The sequence below is a fragment of the Nocardioides sp. Root240 genome, assembly GCF_001428825.1.
GTDB lineage: Bacteria > Actinomycetota > Actinomycetes > Propionibacteriales > Nocardioidaceae > Nocardioides.
The window spans coordinates 456,422-478,687 of sequence record NZ_LMIT01000013.1 but is presented as its reverse complement, the minus strand read 5'-3'; the positions used below and the strand labels follow the sequence as shown (position 1 = coordinate 478,687).

The following is a 22,266-nucleotide window of genomic DNA, read 5'->3' as shown; positions in this document are numbered from 1 at the left end:
GACGGTTGTCGGCCGTTTGTGGCCCTCTTGTGGCCCTGACGTGACCGCAGGAAGCAGACAGTGAATGACTAACGAACGAGCCAAGCAGGATGCTCTCGACGAGTACCACCGGGTGGTGGCGCTCCACGACGAGTGGTACGCGAACGGTTGGCCGACCGACAACGAGGAGCTGGAGACTGAGCTCGGGCGACAGATCCGGTTCGACGACTTCCGCAACAGGTCGGCGGCCGTTCGTGCCGCCTTCGATGAGTCCCTGGTCGAGGTAATCGCCGACGCCTCAGCCGCGGGGATTCCCCAGTGGATGTTCACCGAGTTCCGGGGATGGCTGTCCCACAACGATGTGCGTCGACTGTTGGAGCGAGCGCGGAAGCCCTACGACGTCCACCCGGAGGATGAGTGGCCGCAGACCGCGACGCTGAAGGCCGTCAAGGCTGACAGCGCTCGTATTGCCCTCCGTGATCCTGTCGCCGCGCTCATGCTCGAGAAGTCGGCTAGGGCGCTGCTGCGACGTTGGGCCAAGGAGGTCCCTCGGGAGCCGGGGGAAGAGGCTGTCCGGTGGGTGGCGTCCCGCTGGCGTGCTGAGCACGTCAAGAAGTGGAAGGAAGCGCGCCGGAAGCTCCTGAAGGACATCGACGCTCTCGGGCGTACGGAGGTCAGGCGGTGAGCGTGTCAGGGGCGGGCGTGCGACGTGCGAGCAGTCGAGTAGCGGTCGCAGAAGCCTGCTGGCGTTTCGGCGACGAGACCGCATGGATGCGTGACGCTGCGTGCGTCGGGACGAATCCGGACCGGTTCTTCGGAGACGGTCTGGGTGGGCCCGTTTCCCTCAACGAACTGCCATGCGCGGGCTGCTGCGTGTCTAGCGCCTGTGCCGACTACGCAGAGGCTCGAGGCCTGGTCGGTGTCTGGGGAGGTCGGCATCTCGGACCGAGGGCCCGGCTCGTCGCGAGGCGACGCGTCTGAAGCCCGACAACCCGATGTGAACGTTGCTCAACGCGATTGAACGTCATCTCAGGCGTTCTTGGTCGGGTCGGTCCGAGCAGTGATGGCCCGCATCGGTCGTCGGCGGTCCTGGACGAGCCTGGGATCACTCGCGCCAACGTCCGTTGACATGAAGGTTCGATGCCGGACCGTCAACGGGCGTTGGCGCCGCCGCGTGCGTGTACGTCATTGGCAGACGGTCCGGTCATACAGTTGGGTTCGAGCGGAGTGGTTGGACAGGCGGCCCTGAGGGCGGCGCGACCGGCACCGCTCCTGAGTTTCAGCGCCGCAAGTAGGGCATAGCACGCTCCGGACCTTGCTTCGCTCGAGTTCCTTCTCCTCCGGGGTCGAAAGGGGCGGTCGTCCGGCGCTCACCGCCCGTTCGTAGTTGAACTTGCGGCGACGTGCTTCGTGCATCGAAGTCCGCTCGTAGCCGCCGTCGACGCAGCTATTGCGGGGCGCCGCCCCGCAAGCGGGACACGTCACGCTGTGGGGGTCGGGGAGCAGGGTCAGCTTCATTGGAAAGTCCCAACTTCAGATCGATCGGTTCATTTCGCTTCTACTAGCCACCTTGATCGCACGGTCAAGGGCGTCGCGCGTTTGTGGGGCGGACGTGGTGCATCGCCTGTTGAAGAGATCGACGACACGCGCTGCTCCCAGTTGAAACGGGCTGACGGCCGGAGGATCATTGGTTGCACGCTGTAGTGGCGTGGACTCCCCCTGGGAGGCGCGGGATCGCGAGACCCGTGGGCCCTAAGAACACCGGACACCTCAGACTCAGTGACGGTCAGATCCGGAACAGACCTTCGAACTCCTGCGCCAACATCGCGTGGGGGTAGGGGGCCCGTTCCCCTCCGTTTCCCTAGAGCTAGCTCTGGTCAGTAGGGGAGTCGAACAGAAGTCTCTGACCGATGCTTACGCGCGCGAGGGACGGGCGTCGCGGGCGAGAGCCAGGACGGCCGTCGAACCAAGTGCGTGAGTGTCCATGGGCAAGCGCTCGCCATCTGTGCGGTCTGCCCGGTAACGCGCGTTACTGCGGACACGAGCACGCGCCGGCTAGGTCAGCGTGGACGGTCGCGCGTGAGAGCACCACGTCCGCGACTGCGGTCGCGCCAAACTCGGTGTCGTTTGTCGGACCCGCGTGCTTCCATGGTGTCCGGCCAGCGGAGGCGAGAACACACCGGATGAAGCCCCAGTCCTTCAATCACACCCTTCGAGTTCTTGAACGCTTGTTGACTGCAGGAGAACCTGCGCCGCTCAACAACCTCGTTCACGTGCGCGAGAACGACGAGTTCTTCGCAGGAACCTCATCGCGAGTACTGCGGCAGCAGATCTACCGGCGCCCTTCTGGACTACTTGTCCCTGAATCCGCCCTGCGCGGCAAGAACCTGCTCGATCACATGCACGTCTACTTGACGGCGGAGGAGACCCTCGGGCAGGTCGTCGATGCTGCGACCTTGGCGAGATGGTTCGGCCAGATGTCGGTCGAGCACGCAGTGAGGTTTGCCGGCCACTGGATGGCCAAACTCGAACAGCCCGGCTCCGATCGGCACGACGTGGACGCGGCCTTCCTCGACTACTTCGCGGAGCCACGTCGAACGGTGATCCAGAACGTCCTTCGTGATCCGAACCGGGCACTGGTCATCCCACAGGCCCTGCTCTTCATGGCACGGCTCGCGCTGCTGCACAGCCCGTCGCAGCCATGGAACGAACTGGACGGGGACAAAGGACCGGTCCTTGCCACGATGGGACTGACGGACCATCTCAGCGACGCCATCGATGACGACGAGGAACTCGTGGTCACCCGGGTGCCGGGGCAGGTCGGGCGGGAACTCATCGCGAACCAGTTGTTCAACGCCCGCGAGGACCTGCGGACGATGTGGGCGACTTTCCAGCGATGCTGGCGGGAGATGCCCGTCGACATGGCCGCTGACCCGAGGATGCGGACGAACCTGCCGACCCAGTACCTGGAGTCAACAGGAGTCGACCTGGGCGACCTGGTGCTTGCCACAGGTGCACTCGCGTCGCACGCGATCGTCCACGGACAGGCGACGGTGCCGCTCACCTACCTGTCGGCACTCGGCTGGTCGGCAGAGCGTCTGGACGCCGTTCTCTCGCTGTTCGCTGCTACCCCGCAGCAACTGCGCCAGATGCTCAACGACGAAGCGGAGAAGTATCCGAGTACATGGTCGACCCGCACCTTCGACCAGTTCCCGGTGGTTCGGTGGGCCGACAGCCTGACGGTGCTTTCGACAGACAAGGTTGCCAGGAGGGCAGCTGGACTCTGGCCCATGTACGACATCCTGCGCGAACTGGAATCCAACGGCTCCAAGGTCGCCATCGGCCAGGTGCGCGAGACCGTTGCCTACGCATACGAGACGTGGGTCGTCGAGGCGTTCGCAGGAATCGTAGGTGATGAACGTCGGCTCTATCGCGAAGACGAGTGCAAACGGGCATACCCGAAGAGCAAGGTCGCCGACGCGGTACTCGACTATCCCGACGGATGGGTGGTCGTCGAGATCACGACGCCCGGCCTCAAGGCAGCAACGGCGGCCGGCATCAGCGATGCTGCGGTGGTCCAAGACATCAACAACTGTGTTCGGAAGGCACAGCAACTAGACACCATGATCGCGAACCTCCGACGAGACGAGCGCTCATTGACTCACACCCATTCCAACGGGCCGCGGCGCTTCTACCCGGTCCTGGTGATCGCTGACAGATTCGCGGCCAACCCGATCCTCATGACGCTGCTGTGGGAGCGTCTTGAAGAGCTGAGAGTGCTGCAAGGTGACGATGTCGCGCCGCTTGAGGTTCTCGAGCTGGAGGATCTCGACGTCTTGGAAGGCCTGATCGAGTCCGAAGGTCCTGACCTCGTCACCATCCTGCGAGAGAAAGAAAAGTCGGCCTTCCGGGGCGGCACGATGCAGCAATACATCGTGTGGGGCCGGGGGGTGAACCCGGAGCCTCCGACGCGCGTTCGCCAACGGTGCATGGTCTGGGCCGATCTGGCCCGCAAGGCACTGGCTGCGGCCTGACCGCCTGCCTCACGAGCCGAGACCGCCGCAGCCAGATGGCGTGACGTGCCGGCTCGGGGGGTTGCGTCGGAGGGGGTTCCTACCGTGTCGCGACATGTGGGAGAACGCGGTCGGCTCGGTGCTCAGCGGCGCCGTATTGGTGTGGCTTGGGCGGGGAGGTCGCCGGTGGCGAGCCTTGGGCGTCGCACGGCATGAACTAGAGGTTGCCGCACTGTTGGGGCACGACCCCGACCGAGCATCGGCCTTGCGGGACAACGCTGCACGGCGAATCGACCGCTAATCGCTGCGGGCTCTGCCCGGACCCGCTCCTCAATCGCATCCGCTACGCCGGAGGGGCTTGCCTTCGGCCGGCTTTTTTTTGGGGACGCCTTGAACGTATCGGGGCTGTCCAGAGCGTCTGGATCTTTCGGAGGCGTGTCGGCCTGCGTATCGGCACCACGAGCAAGAGCTTCTAGATACCTAGAAGAATCTCTATGAAAACGCGCGCGCGAGCGGAACCGAGTTGAGGCACCCGGTCAGGCTCGCTTCCGTGAGGTCATCGCTGAGGGAGCAGGAGCCTCTGTCTGGTATTCCTGCGCAGGACCTCCAAGACGATGCGGTTTGATGAAGCGTTCAGGATGCCTGGGCGGCTGATGTCGTCCAGCGGGATGCCGGTGTGCGCTCATGGGTCGGCCACGAGTTTTCTGCAGGCCGGCCCTCTATCCGGAGGCAAGCGCCTCTGGCGGCCTCAGGACAAAGTGCGGAGAAGCCCCCCCCGTTTCTCCGGCAGGGCTCGGAACAGGGCGAACTCCCCACGGCCACCCCTCTCTCGCGATAAATCCCGGTTTGAGTTTTCAACCCCCAACTAACGCGCGTTGACGCCCTTGAGTTCAGGAGTAGGTTCGACTTCGGCGGTGCCGAGGCACGAGGCACCGCCGGCCAGAAGCCGTCTGGCGGCCCGGAGAAGCGCCGGTCGGATTCGTTGAACGCGACCGAGTTGCACTGAGAACCAGCTGGAACTGCGGAGAGCCGCCAGTTGGTTGGTCGGGTAACGGGCGTTGAAGGGCCGACTCGTGGCCGTTGATCCTCTCGACAGCGGACGGAGTACGGCGGTCGGAGATCTGCGGGAGACGGTGTGCCGCTCTACCGCCCGTGTTTCATCGACCGGGAAAGGTCGTCCTGCGAGTGCGGGGCGAGCCAGTCAGACCTGTTGCGCAGACGCTGACTCATGCCTTGGATGTCGGGATACACCAGAGAGGTTGTGTAGCCGTACGCGCTCGTGAGCATCTGCCGAATCTCGTCCTTGGCGTCGACGGCAATCCTGAAGCTGAAGAGGGGTGCCAGGCGGGCCTTGTTCGGTCGAGCTTTACGGAGCGGGGAGATCGGACGGGCGTAGATCGACAAGGAAGCGGCCACGTCTGCAGCGCTCCACGGTTTGCCGGCGGAGTCGGTGAAGAACTTCAGATTCGCCCGTGTCAGCATCGGGACGCCTTCCAGGAGGAAGGCAGCGTTCTGAGCGGCGATCCTGGCGTCGTAGGCAGGAGGGACCCAGAGGCGACGCCGTGTTCCTGTGCCCCATTCGGTCTCCTCCCGTATCTGCGGGGAGTTGTAGCCGCTCCAGAACGGGTAGCGCTTGCCTGCTAGGACTTCCTTGAGGAGGGGATCGTCGTCCCCCTGCCCGCCACCAGCTTCCACCGCTGGGGCAGTGGCCAACGCGAACAGCCGACCATCGCAGCCGCGTTGAGCTCCGTCCTCGACCGCGAACCACGCTGCAATGAGTGGGTTCCGTGTGACGTCCAACAGGCGGGTCGGGCCGCCGTGGTGCTGGAGGCGCGCGAACAGCTCCAAGGCCGAGAGGTCCGACATCCGCCAGTCCGCTGCCTCGGCGAGAATCGCCAGTTCGGCGTCCAGCATCGCTGTCTCGTCGGGAAACGTCCTTTCCGGTGAGTCGGCCCCTCCGCGCTCCTTCGTGCCCAGCTGGTGGTGCCCCATCAGGGATCGGTAAAGACTGCTGTGAAGACCCCAGCTCGCATCTTGCTGGCCACGCCAGACGAACTTGAGACCAGGATTCCTTGCCGTGAGGGCGCCGACAGCTTCAGTGAGAGCTGCGAAGGAGTCAATCCGTGCCTCGTGCGCGGAGAAGAGGCTCCCGGGGTTCTCGAACTGGGAGGAGTAGTCGGCGTCAGAGGGAACCAGCGGGGTACGTGCGTGCCGCTGTTCGGCCGTCGGTTCTTGAACCGCATCTTCTTCAGGCAGGTGCTTGCCGAGTTCGCGCACGACCGCCGGGTCGGCGGCATACGAGCCCGACGAGGCCTGGTGTCGCACGGCTCGATCGACGGCGGCCTGGATCTCCGGGTCATGGATCGCGCTCTTGGCGGCGTCCGTCAGAGCCCTGCTGACCGCAGCGTCAACGGTTGACGGGCCAAGCCCGGCCAGACCGGAGCGGTCGCGGCGAATCGCCTTGTCGATCGCGCTCCTGACCTCGGGCGACGAGGCGGACTCCTTCGCCACGGAGGTGACGGCAGTGCTGACAGCCGACTCGATCAAGGATGGGCCGAACGCAGCAAACCCAGTCCGACCACCGCGGATCGCCTTGTCGATCGCATCGCGGACAGCGGGTGTCGCAACCGCGGTTCTGGCAAGTTCGGTGATGGCCTTGCCGACAGCAGTTCGGATGGTGGAGTCGCCGATGCCTAGTGCGACCAGTCCGGATGATTCACGACTGACCGCTTGGTCCACTGCGCGACGGATCGCGAGCCGCACCTCGGGCGTGGCCACCGCCGTGTCGACAAGGCTCGCGATGGCCCTATTGACGGCGCTCTCGACGGCGGAGCTTTGGATGCCCAGCGCAGCCAGTCCTTTGGCGTCGCCTCTGACGGCGTTGGTGACCGCCCGTTGAATGGCCATTTGCACCATCGGCGATCCCACGGCGTTCCGGGCAGCGTCGTCGAGCGCTCGGCCGGCGGCGTCAGCGATCGCTGACTCGTCGAAGGTGCCTTGTGATTCGATGCTGTCGGCGAGTGCGCGGGTGGACAGTCGAGTCCGGTCCGATGACGCCTGATCGCTGTCCATCTTGTCTGCTCCCGATCGACCTTCCAGAACTGTTTGCGAAGGCTAGCCAAGTTAGGGGATGACGGCGCATGGATTGGGCGGTTCGAGAGGACCCACCGACGCTTCGATCCTCAGCTGATGTGGTGCTCCTCGTCGTGGGTGCGCATGAAGATCCTCTCGCCAGGAGTTCGTGTCGCTGCGGAGGTTCCTGTCACCAATCAGGTGACAGCAACGAAGAGGCCCGGCTGCAACTTCGACTGGGTTCATGCACGTGCCGGCGCGAGGACGTCGGGTCTCAGGGCTCATTGTCCCTCGTCGGCAAACCTCTTGCGCCGACTCTCATCCTCTTCGAGTAGGTGCCGGAGCCGTCCATACGGGGGCGATGTCCGCTCGCCGTCGGGTCGAAGCAGCTGACGACGACGGAACTCCGGCGAGAGGACTAGCAATGGACGGACTGATGGGCACCAAGGAGTTGGCTGAATACCTGGGGGTTCCACTCCAGACGCTGTACAAGTGGAGGGCGACAGGGGGAGGTCCGCGGGCCATCCGTCTCGGGCGGGCGCTGCACTGGCGCCATGCGGAGGTCGAGCGTTGGTTGGATGAGTGCACTGAGTCCCCACGCGGGACCGGAGTTCGGTAGACCGTGGCCAGCATCCAGAAGCGCGTTTCTGACGGCCGGACCGCCTATCGGGTGCGGTGGCGCGATCCGACCGGCAGGCAGGTGTCCCGGCAGTTCCCCACCCTGGCACTTGCTCGGGCGCACCAGTCCACGATCGAGGCCGATCTGCTGCGGGGGACCTACCTCGACCTCAGCCGCGGTCAGATGACGTTGGCGGAGTACGCCGAGGAGTGGTTGGCCGTCCAGACGTGTGGTGCGACCACTTTGGAGCGTCGGGTGCGCAACGTTCGGCTCCACGTACTCCCGATGCTTGGGCATCACCGGTTGGCCAACATCCGACCCACGCTGGTCCAAGCTTGGATTCGAGGTCGCTCGGAGCACCTGAGTCCGAGGACGGTGCGAGAGCTCATGCGCCTCCTGTCGTCGATCTTGGGGGCAGCCGTCGATGACGAGCGGATTGCGAAGAATCCTTGCAAGTCGGCCTCGGTGCGCGCACCGAAGCCGGATGACACGCCGCTCGTGCCCTGGACGCCGGAGCAGATCGGCGCGCTACGACTTGAGCTTCGTGACCGCTACCGGCTGATTCTCACGCTAGCCACAGGTCTGGGACTTCGCCAGGGAGAGATCTTCGCCCTCGGCGTGGAAGACGTGGACTTCCTCCGCCGCGTCGTGACGGTCAGGCGTCAGGTCATCATCCTCCACAGCAGGATGTACTTCTCGCTGCCGAAGGGGCGAAAGGTTCGGACGGTCCCGCTGCCCGAAAGTGTCGCCAACGAGATTGCGGCTCATCTCCAGGCTTTTCCTGCCAAGCAGGTGAGTCTCCCGATGGGCGGGCCGGAGGCACCGCTGGAGACGACCCACCTGATCCTCACGAGCCCAACCGGCAAGGCTTTGAACAGGAACTACGTGAACCCCACAGTGTGGAAGCCCGCACTTCAGCGCGCGGGGTTGCCGACGACCCGTGACTTCATGACCCATGGTGGCCGTCACTTCTACGCGAGCCTCCAGTTGGAGAACGGCATCAGCCCGCGCGCGTTGGCCGACTACATGGGCCACAAGGACCCGGCCTTCATGATGCGTGTCTACACGCACCTCATGCCGGGCGCGGGGGCCAAGGCGCAGGCAGCGGTCGATGGCCTCTTTGCGAAGCTCATCTCGCCTGGTGAGGGCAGGGGGCCGGCCAAGGTGGGTATCTCTTAGGGACAAGTTATTGACTGCTAAGTGATCGTGGGTTTAGATGGGGTGACCGGGGTCACAGCGCTCGCTGTCGGCCTTCGGTCCGATCCCTGGCGAGCGTCGCGCCTGAGTTTGCTCGTTGCGCCGCGCCTCGCCGCGCTGCCCACCCTTAGGAGTCATCCATGTCCGTCAAGTTCTTCTCGCAGGAGTGGTGCGATGGCGCCACGGACGCGGCGAACGCGAGCGAGCCCATGCTCAAGGGCTTCAAGAAGGCCTCGACCTTCACCAACAAGATGGCGTTCGGAGTCAACGGCCGGGATGACCTGGTCACCCATGTCGAGTGGAAGGAGGGGCGCGTCGTGGCGTGGACCGGTCCCCAGTTCGACTACGACGACCTGTGGCTCGACATCAAGGCCGACCTCGACACCTGGAAGGACCTCGCCGAGGGCAAGGCTGAGGCCGGCAAGATGCTCGTGATGGGCAAGATCAAGTTCGCCAAGGGGCCGATGGCCGCCGCGATCGAGAACTCGGTCGCTCTCCACCACTTCCTGCTCGCGTGGGGTGCGGCGGCCGACCACATCGACTACGATGTCTGAGGCGGATCGCATGTCGATCACAGAGGCGAACGCATACCCCGTCGAGCTCGAGGCGGGTGACTCCGCGAACGGCGTCTCCAGCATCGTCGGAACGCTCCTCGGGCAGAACTTCGAGAACTTCCCGGAGCGCGTCCGTTTCGCGAAGCGGACGAGCCGACCGGTCGCCGTCTACAGCACGGACACCGAGCAGGCCTGCACGATCATGTTCCGTGGTCACGGCGCCATCGTGCACGACGGCCTGATCGGTCGCCCCGCGGTAACGGTCCGAGCGAGCGTGGACCAGATCCTCGACGTGTCACAGCTGAAGATGAAGCGCGGCGGTCTGGTGCCCGTCGGGTTCTTCACCAAGCGAGGCATGTCGGTGCTCGGCCAGATCCTCCGTCGCAAGCTCGTGGTCAAGGGCCTGCTGACCCATCCGATCACAGCGCTCCGTTTCATCGCGCTCGTGTCGGTGGTCTGATCGCTGCACGGCAGAGGGGCCGCAGGTCTGTCGACCTGCGGCCCCTCTGTGTTCCCGGTGCTGAAAGGCGTCAGGTCGTCCACAGGATCTCGTCGGCCACGGCGGTCGGGCTCTCGGGCATCGGCAACATGGTCCCCGCGTGAGGACCGGCCAGGGTGATCGGCAGCGGGAGCCATCGGTGGGAGCCCGGCGTGAGGCCGGCTCGCGTGTAGGTGTCGAGGAACTCGATCAGGACGTCGGCGCTGTCGCGGTCGGCGACCCGCTCGACGTTCGCAGCGAGGATGTCGGCCAGGCGTACGGCGGCCGCTCGCAGGCGTTCGGAGTTCAGGCCGTCACGCGCGGCGACGAGCCACAGATCGCTGGTCGACGGGATGTGCTCGAGGATCTCCTCGCGGACGCCTTCGGCGCTCGCGGTCGCGACGGCGAGCGCCGCTGCGGCGCGGATCATCGGAGGCAGGGCGTCGAGGACGCGCAGCTCCACCCAGCCGCGCGGACGTACGGGCGGGAACAGCGTCGTGAGGTGGTAGCGGAAGTCGTCCAGTGTGGGCCAGCCGAGGAGGTGTCCGTTCCGGAACCAGTCGGCGAAGGTCATCCCGGTCGTCACGCCCACCCCGCACGGGCTGGACGGCCCTTGGGTCTGGATGAAGAACACCGGCGCTGCCATGGCGTACGACAGCCAGTCGTGCGCGGGGTCTTGGGTCATCGGCACCGGACGTGTGCGACTACGGTCGATGTTCCACCAGATGCCCTGGCGCGATGAGGCCCAGGTAGTCCCGCCGGCGTCGATCGCACCCGAGTTGGCGAACATCGCCAGCAGCACCGGCGAGATGTGGTTCAGCACCCGCCAGCGCGCGTGGGGGTCGACCGGGTCGTTGCTGATGTTGACCTGCACCGATGCGGTGTTGCACATCATCCATCGACCTGCCGCGCCCGCCCGGTCGAAGTGAGCCTCCATGCACCGGTACCGCGGGCGTTCCAGGATGCGACGTGGGGACCTGATTGCATCGACGGCAGTGACCTCGGGCTCGAGTCCTGCTTGGCGCAGACGTGCATGCAGCGTCGTGGCGTCGGCGTCGACCGCATGGATGGCGTCCTCGACGCAGTCCTCAGGCGCCGACGACAGCTCGATCTGGCCGCCGGGCTCGATGGTCACGATCCCTGCCGAAGGGAGTGGCGCATCGCTGATGCGCTGCAGGACGTGGAGGTCGGGCCGGGCGAGCGGGTTGTCGACGCGACGGACTGGCCACTCGCACTCGAGGCCGATCAGGTCCTCGCTGGTCGGCGCGAACATCTGCCCGCAGACGCCAGCGAGCTCGTCGACACTGGTGCTGCGTGTACGAGACGGCATGTCGGCCCCCTTCGAGGGATAACCCGGCCACGAAACTGTTGACCGCTAAGAAAGTTAGCCCTATGTTGATTCACACCATACATCAGAGTGACGTCCGTCACGCAAGGGTTCGTTCGAGGCTCTTGCAAGAGCCACACCTGAACGAGGAGAGCTGATGGATTCCCTGCCGTCGCCGCCGTCGAGTCCCCTCGACGTGCTGGTCGTCGCCGACCCGGTCCCGGGTCTGAACCCCGCCCACGACACGACAATCGCCATCGTCGAAGCCGCTCAACATGCCGGCCATCGCGTGTGGGTGACAACCGCTTCCGACCTGTCCGTCGACGGCGGCCGACCCGCTGCGCGGTGCCAGTCCCTCCGCGTCCTTCCTTGTCGTCTCGACCAAGGTCGCTGGATCGCTCCCAAGGACTGGTTCCATCTCGGTGACCCCGAGGACCTGTCGCTCGACGCCTTCCAGGTTGTGCTGATGAGGACCGATCCGCCGGTGGACCAGGTCTACCTGCGCGCCACCTACGTGCTCGACCTGGCCGATCCGGCGCGAACCTTGGTGGTGAATGAGCCTGCTGGTCTTCGCAACGTCAACGAGAAGTTCTTCTCGCTCCAACTGCCACACCTCGGCCCCGAGACGCTCGTGACAGCCAGCGTTCCCATCGTGCTCGAGCGGGTCGAGGCGTGGGGGCAGGCGGTCCTCAAGCCCACCGATGCAATGGCCGGTCGCGGAGTCCTCGTCCTTGCGCAGGGTGACCCGAACCTCGTGTCCATCCTCGAGCAGGCAACGAATCGCGGGCGGGACCTCGTCGTCGTCCAGCGATGGATCGAAGGCGTCGTCGATGGCGACCGCCGGATCATCGTCCTGGATGGCAGGCCCTTGGGGGCGGTGCGCCGGGTTGCCTGCGGCACCGACTTCCGTTGCAACATGGCGACCGGTGCGGTCACGGTCGCAGATGGCCTGACGGAGGACGACCGCCGCATCTGCGCCGAACTCGCCCCGCTGCTGCGCCGCAACGGAATCAGCTTTGCAGGGATCGACGTCATCGGTGGCCTCCTGACGGAAGTCAACGTCACCAGTCCGACCGGCGTGCGGGAGATCGACGCGTTGAGCGGAACGCGACTCGGTGCCGACGTCGTCGACTGGATCGAGAGCACTGTCGCGCTACGGCAGATGGCAGGAGTGGAGCAGTGAGCACGGAGCGAGTCCTGGTCCTCGGTGCTGACGCTGCCGGGATGAGCGCCGCCCACCAAGCGCTGCGTACGGCCAAGCAGGCGGGCAAGGCCATCGAGGTGGTCGCTCTTGAGAAGACGGAGCACACCTCCTACTCCGCCTGCGGGATTCCGTACTGGGTGTCCGGAGAGGTCGACTCCTCCGACGAGCTGATCGCTCGCGGCCCCGAGCGCCACCGGGCGATGGGGGTCGACCTCATCACCGGAGCGCTCGCCACGGGCATCGACGCTTCAGCAGGCACGGTGACCTATCGGAAGGACGGCTCCGAGCAGCGGATCGGCTACGACCAGCTGGTCATCGCCACGGGGGCTTCGCCGATCATCCCTGACTGGGCCCGCCGAGTTGACGGCGCGTTGGTCGGGGGAGTGGCGCCGTGCAAGACCCTGGTCGACGGAGAGCAGTGGGTTCAGCTCCTCGTCGCCGCCGCGGCTGCAGGCGCGGGTGCGGCGCCCAGAGTCGTTGTCACGGGGGGTGGCTACATCGGAGTCGAGATGGCCGAGGCGGCGCGAGCTCGCGGTCTTGAGGTCACCCTGCTCACGCGATCGGCCGTGATGAGCAGCCTCGATCCCGACATGAGCGCGCGGGTGGAGAAGGACCTCGCCGAGGCAGGAGTCCATGTCGCCGGCAACGCCGAGGTCGTCGGGCTTGAGGTCGACGACCGGGGGTGGGTCACGAGCGTTTCGTCGTCGGACGGCAACGAGCATCGCTGTGACCTGTTGGTGCTGGCAACCGGTGTCCGGCCGGTCAGTGACTTCGGCCCGGACGCCGGGCTAGAGGTGGGCGAGTGGGGTGGCTTCCTTGCTGCTCCTGACGGCTCGGTCGCGCCGGGCATCTGGGCGGCCGGTGACTGTTGCGAGGTGCGGCATCGACTCACGGGCCAGTGGACCTTCAGTCCGCTCGGAACGCACGCCAACAAGCAGGGGCGCGTTGTCGGCACCAATGTGGTCGCGCCCGGGACTCGGGCGTTCAACGGTGTGCTCGGAACCGCCATCACTCGGTACGTCCACGGTGACGCACACCTCGAGATCTCCCGCACGGGCCTCAGTACGAGTGAGGCGCAGCGAGCGGGCCTGGAGATTGCGTCGATGGTCACCGAGGGCCGCACGGCCAGTGGCTACATGACGGAAGCCGCGCCGGCGGCGGTCAAGGTCTTCGCGAATCCCGCCACGCGCGCCCTCCTGGGCGCGCAGATCGTGGGCGGTCGCGCCGCAGCGAAGCGCATCGACACTGTCGCGGCGGCCCTGTGGTCAGGGGCCACCATCGATCACCTCGCGGAAGCGGACCTGGCCTACGCGCCGCCATTCGCCACCGTTTGGGAGATCGTGCAGCTGGCCGCTCGCCGGCTGGCTGACTCGCTCTAGTAGGTCGTGGCGGCGATCCGAGGTGATCGCCGCCACAAAAATGCGTGACAACTCAGTTACTTAGCACTATCTTAATCGTTACCAATCACGAGACCCGGATCACACACAGGAGTAGAGGATGTCCAAGAAGATCGGAATCGTGGGGGCCGGTACGGGTGGACTGCACCTGGCTCTGCGCCTCCAGCAGCACGGCGTCGACGTGACGCTCTACAGCGACAAGCGCGTCGAGGACTACGCGTCGATGCGCCTGCCCAACACCGTCGCCCACTTCGCCGTCACGATCGACAAGGAGAAGGCGCTCGGCGTCAACCACTGGCAGGCCGGCGAGGTCGGCTACTTCGGCCACCACTACTACATCGGCCTTCCCGAGCCGATGCGCTTCTACGGCGACCTGCGCTCCCCGAGCCGCGCCGTCGACTACCGCATCTACCTGCCGACGCTCCTGCAGGACTTCATCGACCGCGGCGGCAACGTCGAGTACCGCGCAATCGAGCAGGGCGACTACGCGGCGCTGGCCGAGGAGTTCGACCTGGTCGTCGTCTCCACGGGCAAGGGCACCGGCGACATGTTCCCGAAGATCCCGGAGCTGTCGCCCCACACCGCACCGCAGCGCCAGCTGTGCGTGGGCATCTTCAAGGGCATCCAGCAGCTCCCCTCGCGGTCGGTGACGATGTACTTCTCGCCGGGCGCGGGCGAGATGATCGAGATCCCGACGCTGACCTTCAACGGCCTGCAGAACGCGCTGGTCATGGAGAACCTCCCGGGCGGCGACCTCGAGATCCTCGCGAAGACCAAGTACGACGACGACCCCGAGGCCTTCAAGACCCTCCTCCTGGAGAAGATCGCCAAGCACTACCCGACCTGCTTCGAGCGGATCGACCAGGCCGAGTTCGGCCTCGCCAACAGCGGCCTCGACATCCTCCAGGGCGGCGTCGTGCCGGCAGTGCGTCAGACGTCCGCAGTTCTCGAGGGCGGCACGATCGCCCTGGCGCTGGGTGACGTGCACAACACCGTGGACCCGATGCTCGGTCAGGGCGCCAACGCGGCCGCGCAGGCGGCGTGGATCGTCGCCGAGGAGATCATCGCCAACGACGTCTTCGATGCCCGCTTCGTCGAGAAGGTCGACAACCGTCGCAACGACCGGGTCCACGCGGCCACGCGGTGGACAAACGCGATGATGGCGAACCTCGAGAACTTCCCGCCGGAGTTCGGCATGTTCGTCGGCGCGGTGGCCCAGGACCGGACGCTGGCCGACACCTTCACCGACAACTTCAACCACCCGCAGAACCAGTGGGACATCTTCTCCTCGCCGGAGCGGGTCGCTGCGTTCTGTCAGTCCGCGAGCGCCTGATGTCCGGCCACGCTGCGCAAACCCAGGAACGAGACGTTGTGAGGGAGCAGACGGTCGACGCCGCCGAGTTTCGGAGGCATGTGTCCCGGTTCGCGACCGGCGTGGCCGTCATCAGTTGCGAGGACCAGGACGGAGGGTTCCACGGCGCGACGGTCAACAGCTTCGTCTCGCTGAGCCTGGACCCCGCCACCGTCATGGTCTCGCTGCGTCCTGGTCGCGCGCACGACATCGTGCGCGCGACCGGGAGGTACGGAGCGAGCATCCTGCTCGAGGACCAGCAGCACGCTTCCAACCACTTCGCCCGCGCTCGTGAGGACTCCCTTGCTCCGGAGTTCCTCAAGCGCACCTCGGTTCCGACCCTCAAGGACTGCCTGGCCTGGTTCGAGTGTGAGGTCTTCGAGCAGGTGCCGGTCCACGATCACATGCTGTTCCTGGCGCGGGTGACCGCGTGCGGCAGCGGTGACGGCAGTCCGCTGCTGTTCTACGCCAGCCAGTACCACCACCAGCCACGTCCTGTGGACCTGAAGAGCGAAAGGTCCTGACATGACTGCCAGCGATGGGGCGCAGGCAGGCGCCGGGGTCGCGGAGAAGAAGTCTCCGCGATCCCGGGCCGACCGCACCAAGGCGCCGAAGCCGATGTGGGGTGAGCGGACACTCCTCCCGATGGGCGAGATGGCCATCCTCCTCGTCAAGGTCCTCTGGAGCGCCGTTCGCCACCCCCGTGGCTACTGGGGGGCTGTTCGAGACGTCATGTTCGACGCGCTCAAGCTCTGCTGGATTCCGCTGACGATCTCCACGGTCGCGTTCGGATTCGGCGCTCCTGGCCTCCAGGGCGGCAACATCTATCTCCTGTTCGGCATCCCCGAGCGACTCGGCTCCTTCTTCGTGATGGCCAGCGTCCGCGAGTTCGCTCCCTGGATCAACGCGATGATCGTCGCCGGCGTCGTCGGCGCAGCGATGACGGCCGATCTCGGCGCACGCCGTGTGCGCGAGGAGATCGATGCCATGGAGGTGCTCGGCGTCGACCCGGTCCGCGACCTGATCGTTCCTCGGGTCATCGGCGTCACGCTGATCACCGGTTTGCTGGACCTCGTCGCCCTGACGTTCGGCGTCATCGGCGGCTACCTCGCCAGTGTTCCCGTCCTGGGAGCCAGCACAGGCGCGTTCCTCGCGAACTTCTACGCGAACGCGACTCTGCCGGACCTTTGGGGGAGCGTCCTCAAGACCACGATGTTCGGCCTGATCATCGGCGTCGTCTGCTGCTACAAGGGCCTGAACGCCAAGGGCGGCCCGATCGGCGTCGGACGCGCGGTCAATCAGGCCGTCGTCATCTCGTTCGCGATGATCTACATCACGAACTTCCTCTTCACCGCGATCCTGCTGGGGCTCAACCCCGACATGCAGGTCTACAAGTGACGGGTTGTTGCCATGACTCAGCTCCTCGAACCACCTGACCAGCGCACGAAGCTCAAGCCTCCGAAGCCCGAGGACAAGGAGATCACCCTCCGATCCTCGTGGGATTCGTGGAAGGCATCCCTCGCCACGGCCGGTGACATCACCCGCTTCTCGGCGGAGACCATCCGCGAGCTGCCGACCCTGCGGCTCTACTTCACCGAGATCCTCCGCCAGTGCGGCGTGCTGATCATCGCCAGCGGCGCGATCATCTGGTCGATGCAGTTCGTCATCGGCACGATGTGCGGCACCGAGGCGAGCTACACCCTGAAGGCCATCGGCGCGCCGCTCTACACAGGTGTATTCACCGTGTACTGCGGTCTTCGCGAGATGTGTCCGTACATGTTCGCCTACATCGTGGCGGCGAAGGTGGGCTGCGGTCTGGTCGCGGAGATCGGATCGATGCGCATCGCCGAGGAGATCGACGCGATGGAGGTCATGGGCATCCGGTCGCGCAGCTACCTCGTGGGAACCCGCCTGGTTGCTGCCTGGATCGCGATGCCGTTCCTCTACAGCGTTGGCCTCGCCGGCATGTACATCGCCGAGTGGCTGGTCTGCGTCGTGCAGTACGGAACCGTCTCGCCGGGCGGGTACTCACTGATCTTCTGGATGTTCCAGAACCCGATGGACTACGGGTACTCCATGGCCAAGGCCATCATCATGGGCACCGTCATCGTCCTGGTGGGCTGCTACTACGGCTTCACCGCCAAGGGCGGACCGGTCGGTGTCGGCGTCAACACTGCCAAGTCGATGATGGTCAACATGGTCCTGATCCACATCATCGGACTGCTCACCACCCAGCTCTTCTGGGGCATGGCGCCCAACGCGCCCATCGCCAACTAGCTCTCTCCGCAGGCCCGCTCACCGCGGGTCGACAGTTCCTGCCTGCCCGCAGAACGACCAACAGGAGTCTCCATGACTGCCGTACTCACTGCCGCACCCGAACACCGCCTCGCCGTCAACGAGCCCGAGAAGCCGCACAGCATGCAGGTCCGCAACCTGCACAAGAAGTTCGGCTCTTTCGAGGTCCTGACCGGCCTCAACATTGACTTCGTCGACGACGCGATCACCACGGTCCTCGGTCCCTCCGGAACCGGCAAGAGCGTGCTCCTCAAGCACCTCGTGGGGCTGCTTCAACCGGACCAGGGTGAGGTCCGGGTGTTCGGCCAGGACATCTGGTCGATGTCCGAGCACGAGCGTTACGAGCTCCGCAAGCGGTTCGGCGTGCTGTTCCAGGACGGCGCCCTTTTCGGCTCGATGAACATCTTCGACAACATCGCCTTTCCGCTGCGGAAGCACACCGACATGGCGGAGTCCGAGATCGGCGACTTCGTGATGACCCGCATGGCCGAGGTCGGTCTCGAGCGGTCCGCCCACAAGTACCCGAGCGAGGTCTCGGGCGGCATGCGCAAGCGCGCCGGCTTCGCCCGTGGCCTCATCCTCAACCCCGACATCGTGCTCTTCGACGAGCCCGACTCGGGTCTCGACCCTGTGCGCACCAGCCTCCTGTGCGACCTCATCAAGCAGATGCACGAGGAGCACGGCGGCACGTACCTCCTGGTCACGCACAACATCGCGGCTGCCCGGTCGTGCAGCGACTACGTCGGCATGGTCTGGAAGGGCAAGCTCGTCCACTACGGCGACTGCGAAGAGGCGTTCAACAGCGATGACCCGTTCGTGCGGCAGTTCCTTGCCGGCGAGTCCGCCGGCCCTCTCGGGATGGACTGATCGTGCAGAAGAAGCTCATCGTCGGCGGCGCCGCGGCCCTTCTGGTCGTCGGCGTCGTCGGCACCGCCAAGGCGACCGACGACTACAACGTGCAGGTCGTGCTGCCGTCGGCGACGAACCTGGTGCCGGGCTCGCCGGTGAAGATCGACGGCTTCGACGCCGGCAAGGTCAGTGAGCTCGAGGTCCGCGACGGCAAGGCCGTGGTGACGGTCAGCGTCTCCGACGACTTCGCGCCGCTGCATGACGGCACGACTGCCCGGATCTCCTGGAAGGCCCTGCTCGGCGAGCGTGTGCTCGACCTGACCCCGGGTGCCGACGGTGCGGCTGAACTGCCGGACGGGGCGATCATCAAGGGCGCCACCGACCGCGTCGAGCTGGATCAGGTCCTGGCGGCACTCGACACGAACACCCGCAAGGAACTCAACGGGCTCATCGCGCGGCTCGATGCCACCGTGAGTGGGAGCGAGTCGGACCTGCAGCAAACACTCGCGGCCGCCGGCCCGTCGCTCGAGGCGCTCGGCCAGGTGCTCAGTGCTGTGGGCGACGACGGTGCTGCGATCCGCAACCTGGTCACCCGGACTGCCGACATGGCCGAGATCGTCGCGAGCCGTGACGAAGAGGTGCGCGGGACCATCGACGGCTTCAGCAGCGGTGTCGACGCGGTCGCCTCGCAGCAGGATCAACTGCGCAAGGCGCTCGACGAGTTGCCGACCACGCTCCGCCAGGCTCGCCAGACCCTCGACAACGTCCCCGAGACCGTCGACGTCGCCCAGCCGCTCCTCGACGACCTGACGCCGGCCGCGGCGCGCCTGCCCGGTGTCGCCAAGGAGCTGGCACCGGTGCTGACCGACCTGCGTCCCGTGGCGGCACAGTTGCGGCCCACGCTCCAGGCGCTCGCACCCCTGCTGCGGGTCACGCCCGGCCTGCTGGACCGGACGAACTCCGTACTTCCCCAAGCGGAGAACACCCTCGGCAGCCTCGCTCCGGCGATCGACTTCCTCCGGCCGTACACCCCGGAGCTCGTCGGCTGGCTGTCGAACTGGGGCGGCGCCGCCGGCAACTACGACAGCAACGGGCACTACCTGCGCGCGTTCATCCAGTTCGGCGCGACCAGCCTCAACATCAACCCCGGGATCATGCCCCCCGGCGTCACGAACCAGCACCAGCGCCTCCCCGGCCAGAACGAGGACCAGCCCTGGACCGACGCGAACGGGAGTGAGCTTCGATGACCTCGCTGACCAAGCAGCCTCAACGACTGGTGATCGGGGGAGCGACACTGCTCCTCCTGGTGACCTCCATCGCAGGCCTTCGGGCCATGAACGACGACGAGCGTCCCGACGTCTTCGCCGTCTTCGCCAGCGCGAGCCCGTTGATCGAGGGCAACGACGTCAAGGTCGCCGGTGTGACCGTCGGCAAGGTGGAGTCGATCGAGGTCCGCGACGGCAAGGCGCTCGTGGGCATGAGCCTCGACGAGGACGCCCTGCCTCTCCATGACGACGCCAAGGCGACCATCCGTCCACTCAGCCTGCTGGGTGAGCGGTTCGTCGAGATCGACCGCGGAACCGCCGACGCCGGAACGCTCGCGTCGGGGGACACCATCCCGGTCGACCGCACGTCGAGCGCTGTCGACATCGACCAGGTGCTCAACGCCCTCGACGAGCCCACCGGGCAGGCACTTGCCGCTCTTCTCACCTCTGTCGGCAACGGCATGGCCGACCGTGGCGAGAAGGTCGACGGAGCGATCAAGGCACTGCAGCCGGCGCTCGAGGACACGGACAAGCTGGTCAAGGTCCTGGACGACCAGAGCGCCGTGCTCGCCCGCATGGTTACCGAACTCCAGCCGGTCGCGACCTCGTTGGCCAGCGACAACGGCAAGAAGCTCGACGGACTCCTCGACGCGGCTGACGAGCTGCTCCGCAGCACGGCGGCCAAGCAGTCCGAGCTGGATGCGACCCTGACGGCCCTTCCCGGAACTCTCGCCTCCGGCAGGAGGACGCTGCGGGCCCTACGAGGTGCGGCCGACGCCACGACGCCGACCCTGGCGAACCTCCGCCCCACGACGGCCGTCCTGTCCGAGCTTACCCAAGAGCTCTCCGGCTTCGCGCAGGCCGGTGCGCCCGCGATGAAGGACCTCCAGCCCGTCCTCCAGCGCGCGCAGACCCTGTTGAAGGCGGCCGGGCCGGTTGCTGCATCCATGCGCCGCTCGTCGCCGAACGTCCTGCGAGCGGCTCGCGGCCTGCAGCCGATCGGCACCGAACTGATCTCCAACCTGCGCCACGTGCTCGACTTCGCGAAGTTCTGGGCACTGACCACCAACAACTCGGACGGTCTGTCGAACTACTTCCGTTCGCTCGAGATCGTCAACACCGAGGCAGTCACGGGGTTGCTTCCTCCGCCGAAGGCGCCGAAGAACAAGCCCGCCGCAAACGGTCCCAGGATGAACGGCCTGCTCGACGGCCTGCTCGGTGACGGAGGCGTGCTGGGCAGCGCCTCGGGCCTCGGCGACCTCACCGACGGCCTGCTCACCAGCCTCGGCGGACTGCTGACAGGCGCCAAGGCCGGACGCAGCGCCGGTGCGGCCATTGACCCGGTCAACGTCACCGGGCTCACGGCTCGCCAGGAGCAGGACATGGTCACCTACCTCGTTGGAGGAGCACGATGAACCCGCGAAGCAAGACCCTGGGCGCGGCCCTTGCCGTGATCGGTCTGCTGGCCGTATCGCTCTACGCTGCGATCTTTGCCAGCGCAGGCCTGCCGGGCTCGAGTCGCGACTACGTCACGGTGCGCTTCAGCGACGTCGGCGGCCTCCGCGAGGGCGACGACGTTCGCGAGGCGAGCGTCCGGGTGGGCCGTGTCGACGCGATCGACCTCGATGGCGACGAGGCACTCGTCCGGCTCCAGCTCTCCGGCGACAAGCCGGTCTACGCCGACGCGACGGCCGCCGTGTGGGCTCGCTCCGGCCTCGGCCAGAACTTCGTGGAGCTGAACCGTGGTCACGCGGACGCAGGAGACCTCGAAGGTGAGGAGCTGCCGCCGACACAGACGCTCCCAGCCTCTCAGCTGGACGATCTCCTCTCCGTGTTGGACCGGCCCACCCGAGAAGGTCTCGCGAGCACTCTGCGCGAGGTCGGCGGCGGCGTAGAGGGCCAGAGCGCGCACCTCGCGGCCTTCCTCACACACGCGCCGGAGCTGCTGGGCGACCTCGGCGCGGTCTCGACCGCCACAGCTTCGCAGCGGGCGGACCTGGCGGGCCTCCTCGACGCGTCGTCGGACCTTGCCTCCAGGTTCCGGGGCCGCGAGGACCACGTCGAGTCGCTGCTGGGCAAGATGGACACGACGCTCCAGGCGCTCGACGCGGACCACGGTCGTGCCCTGCGTCAGACGCTCGAGAAGGCTCCTGCCGCCCTGGAGGAGACCGGTCGCGGTCTGGCCTCCTTGGAGCAGCCGCTGATCAACCTCGAGGCCGCAGCGCGATCCCTCGAACCGGGCGCCGCGGCACTCGGCCGCTCGACCCCCGCTCTGCGAGCGGTACTGCGCGGCGGCCAGAAGCCGCTCGAGAGGGTACCGGGCGTCGCCGACCTGGCTGAGCCGGCTGTCGGAGAGCTGGCAACCGCGGTGGGGGACGTCCGTCCCGTCACCGAGCGGTTGGAAGGCACCTTCACCTACGCGGATGTGCTGGCTTCCTACATGTCGCCCTACGCAAGGGACATCTCCCAGTTCTTCGACTACTGGCACTCCGCCAACGGCAACAGCGACAAGCTCGGTCACTACCTGCGGCTCGGCCTCATCGCCAGGCCCGAGTCGATCGACGGCATCCTCCCGATCGCTGACCCCTTCACCCACCGCAATCCCTATCCCGCACCCGGCACGGCGCAGCTCGATCGCTCCAACGGGCTCCTCGGAGGCAACTGAC

19 protein-coding genes are annotated in these 22,266 nt (G+C 66.3%); 17 read left to right on the top strand and 2 right to left on the bottom strand.

Features of this window, described 5'->3' with window-relative positions; all coding sequences use genetic code 11:
* Window positions 1–64 precede the first annotated feature (64 nt).
* The 3 genes from ASE20_RS19690 to ASE20_RS19685 all read left to right on the top strand — a co-directional run bounded on the left by ASE20_RS19690 (window position 65) and on the right by ASE20_RS19685 (window position 4,013).
* A complete protein-coding gene (locus ASE20_RS19690; protein ID WP_056896243.1) occupies window positions 65–664 on the top strand; it encodes a hypothetical protein in 600 nt (199 codons plus the stop codon).
* Window positions 665–750: 86 nt separating this feature from the next.
* A complete protein-coding gene (locus ASE20_RS26080; RefSeq protein WP_082612617.1) occupies window positions 751–960 on the top strand; it encodes a WhiB family transcriptional regulator in 210 nt (69 codons plus the stop codon).
* A gap of 1,202 nt (window positions 961–2,162) precedes the next feature.
* Window positions 2,163–4,013, top strand: coding sequence for a hypothetical protein (locus ASE20_RS19685; RefSeq protein ID WP_157538708.1), 1,851 nt, complete (start codon window positions 2,163–2,165; stop codon window positions 4,011–4,013).
* Window positions 4,014–5,135: 1,122 nt separating this feature from the next.
* Here ASE20_RS19685 and ASE20_RS19680 read toward each other — a convergent pair.
* Window positions 5,136–7,064, bottom strand: coding sequence for an FRG domain-containing protein (locus ASE20_RS19680; protein ID WP_056896241.1), 1,929 nt, complete (start codon window positions 7,062–7,064; stop codon window positions 5,136–5,138).
* Window positions 7,065–7,308: 244 nt separating this feature from the next.
* Between ASE20_RS19680 and ASE20_RS25955 the strand changes: the two genes are divergently transcribed.
* The 4 genes from ASE20_RS25955 (at window position 7,309) to ASE20_RS19665 (ending at window position 9,894) form a co-directional block, all read left to right on the top strand.
* A complete protein-coding gene (locus ASE20_RS25955) occupies window positions 7,309–7,683 on the top strand; it encodes a helix-turn-helix domain-containing protein (protein ID WP_318655584.1) in 375 nt (124 codons plus the stop codon).
* 3 nt (window positions 7,684–7,686) lie between these two features.
* Window positions 7,687–8,862 (top strand): tyrosine-type recombinase/integrase, encoded by a 1,176-nt coding sequence (locus tag ASE20_RS19675; protein ID WP_056896240.1) that lies wholly within the window; start codon window positions 7,687–7,689, stop codon window positions 8,860–8,862.
* 158 nt (window positions 8,863–9,020) lie between these two features.
* Complete coding sequence (locus ASE20_RS19670; RefSeq protein ID WP_056896239.1) at window positions 9,021–9,434, top strand: SCP2 sterol-binding domain-containing protein; 414 nt, start codon at window positions 9,021–9,023, stop codon at window positions 9,432–9,434.
* A gap of 10 nt (window positions 9,435–9,444) precedes the next feature.
* Window positions 9,445–9,894, top strand: coding sequence for a hypothetical protein (locus ASE20_RS19665; RefSeq protein WP_056896238.1), 450 nt, complete (start codon window positions 9,445–9,447; stop codon window positions 9,892–9,894).
* A 70-nt stretch (window positions 9,895–9,964) separates the two neighbouring features.
* Here the strand turns inward: ASE20_RS19665 and ASE20_RS19660 are convergent, their stop codons facing one another.
* Window positions 9,965–11,242, bottom strand: a complete 1,278-nt coding sequence (locus ASE20_RS19660) for a glutamate-cysteine ligase family protein (RefSeq protein ID WP_082612613.1) — start codon at window positions 11,240–11,242, stop codon at window positions 9,965–9,967.
* A gap of 154 nt (window positions 11,243–11,396) precedes the next feature.
* On the opposite strand from ASE20_RS19660, the gene gshB reads away from it, so the two are divergent.
* The 10 genes from gshB to ASE20_RS19610 all read left to right on the top strand — a co-directional run bounded on the left by gshB (window position 11,397) and on the right by ASE20_RS19610 (window position 22,265).
* Window positions 11,397–12,422, top strand: coding sequence for a glutathione synthase (gshB, locus tag ASE20_RS19655; protein ID WP_056896236.1), 1,026 nt, complete (start codon window positions 11,397–11,399; stop codon window positions 12,420–12,422).
* Window positions 12,419–13,822: an FAD-dependent oxidoreductase gene (locus tag ASE20_RS19650; RefSeq protein WP_225869248.1), complete on the top strand. Its 1,404-nt coding sequence runs from the start codon at window positions 12,419–12,421 to the stop codon at window positions 13,820–13,822. The genes gshB and ASE20_RS19650 overlap by 4 nt, the downstream gene beginning before the upstream one ends.
* 118 nt (window positions 13,823–13,940) lie before the next feature.
* A complete protein-coding gene (gene styA / locus ASE20_RS19645; RefSeq protein WP_056896235.1) occupies window positions 13,941–15,173 on the top strand; it encodes a styrene monooxygenase subunit StyA in 1,233 nt (410 codons plus the stop codon).
* 38 nt (window positions 15,174–15,211) lie between these two features.
* Window positions 15,212–15,715: a styrene monooxygenase NADH-dependent flavin reductase subunit StyB gene (styB, locus tag ASE20_RS19640; protein WP_200952873.1), complete on the top strand. Its 504-nt coding sequence runs from the start codon at window positions 15,212–15,214 to the stop codon at window positions 15,713–15,715.
* Window position 15,716: 1 nt separating this feature from the next.
* Window positions 15,717–16,589: an MlaE family ABC transporter permease gene (locus tag ASE20_RS19635; protein WP_200952872.1), complete on the top strand. Its 873-nt coding sequence runs from the start codon at window positions 15,717–15,719 to the stop codon at window positions 16,587–16,589.
* A gap of 12 nt (window positions 16,590–16,601) precedes the next feature.
* Window positions 16,602–17,468: an ABC transporter permease gene (locus tag ASE20_RS19630; protein WP_056896233.1), complete on the top strand. Its 867-nt coding sequence runs from the start codon at window positions 16,602–16,604 to the stop codon at window positions 17,466–17,468.
* Window positions 17,469–17,540: 72 nt separating this feature from the next.
* Entirely contained in the window at window positions 17,541–18,353 is an 813-nt protein-coding gene (locus ASE20_RS19625; protein WP_056896232.1) for an ABC transporter ATP-binding protein, read from the top strand.
* 2 nt (window positions 18,354–18,355) lie between these two features.
* Window positions 18,356–19,582 carry an MlaD family protein gene (locus ASE20_RS19620; RefSeq protein WP_082612611.1) on the top strand — a complete coding sequence of 409 codons (1,227 nt, stop codon included), beginning with the start codon at window positions 18,356–18,358 and terminating at the stop codon, window positions 19,580–19,582.
* Complete coding sequence (locus ASE20_RS19615; protein WP_056896231.1) at window positions 19,579–21,015, top strand: MlaD family protein; 1,437 nt, start codon at window positions 19,579–19,581, stop codon at window positions 21,013–21,015. The genes ASE20_RS19620 and ASE20_RS19615 overlap by 4 nt, the downstream gene beginning before the upstream one ends.
* Entirely contained in the window at window positions 21,012–22,265 is a 1,254-nt protein-coding gene (locus ASE20_RS19610) for an MlaD family protein (protein WP_056896230.1), read from the top strand. Before ASE20_RS19615 ends, ASE20_RS19610 begins: the two co-directional genes overlap by 4 nt.
* Window position 22,266: the final 1 nt, after the last annotated feature.

What these genes read in the sequence shown, in the direction of transcription:
- ASE20_RS19685 (WP_157538708.1), top strand. Translation starts at nt 2,163, where the DNA reads ATGAAGCCCCAGTCCTTCAATCACACCCTTCGAGTTCTTGAACGCTTG.
- ASE20_RS19635 (WP_200952872.1), top strand. Translation starts at nt 15,717, where the DNA reads ATGACTGCCAGCGATGGGGCGCAGGCAGGCGCCGGGGTCGCGGAGAAG.
- ASE20_RS19670 (WP_056896239.1), top strand. Translation starts at nt 9,021, where the DNA reads ATGTCCGTCAAGTTCTTCTCGCAGGAGTGGTGCGATGGCGCCACGGAC.
- ASE20_RS19615 (WP_056896231.1), top strand. Translation starts at nt 19,579, where the DNA reads ATGACCTCGCTGACCAAGCAGCCTCAACGACTGGTGATCGGGGGAGCG.
- ASE20_RS19660 (WP_082612613.1), bottom strand. Translation starts at nt 11,242, where the DNA reads ATGCCGTCTCGTACACGCAGCACCAGTGTCGACGAGCTCGCTGGCGTC.
- ASE20_RS19610 (WP_056896230.1), top strand. Translation starts at nt 21,012, where the DNA reads ATGAACCCGCGAAGCAAGACCCTGGGCGCGGCCCTTGCCGTGATCGGT.
- ASE20_RS26080 (WP_082612617.1), top strand. Translation starts at nt 751, where the DNA reads ATGCGTGACGCTGCGTGCGTCGGGACGAATCCGGACCGGTTCTTCGGA.
- gshB (WP_056896236.1), top strand. Translation starts at nt 11,397, where the DNA reads ATGGATTCCCTGCCGTCGCCGCCGTCGAGTCCCCTCGACGTGCTGGTC.
- ASE20_RS19690 (WP_056896243.1), top strand. Translation starts at nt 65, where the DNA reads ATGACTAACGAACGAGCCAAGCAGGATGCTCTCGACGAGTACCACCGG.
- ASE20_RS25955 (WP_318655584.1), top strand. Translation starts at nt 7,309, where the DNA reads ATGCACGTGCCGGCGCGAGGACGTCGGGTCTCAGGGCTCATTGTCCCT.
- ASE20_RS19630 (WP_056896233.1), top strand. Translation starts at nt 16,602, where the DNA reads ATGACTCAGCTCCTCGAACCACCTGACCAGCGCACGAAGCTCAAGCCT.
- ASE20_RS19680 (WP_056896241.1), bottom strand. Translation starts at nt 7,064, where the DNA reads ATGGACAGCGATCAGGCGTCATCGGACCGGACTCGACTGTCCACCCGC.
- ASE20_RS19625 (WP_056896232.1), top strand. Translation starts at nt 17,541, where the DNA reads ATGACTGCCGTACTCACTGCCGCACCCGAACACCGCCTCGCCGTCAAC.
- ASE20_RS19665 (WP_056896238.1), top strand. Translation starts at nt 9,445, where the DNA reads ATGTCGATCACAGAGGCGAACGCATACCCCGTCGAGCTCGAGGCGGGT.
- styA (WP_056896235.1), top strand. Translation starts at nt 13,941, where the DNA reads ATGTCCAAGAAGATCGGAATCGTGGGGGCCGGTACGGGTGGACTGCAC.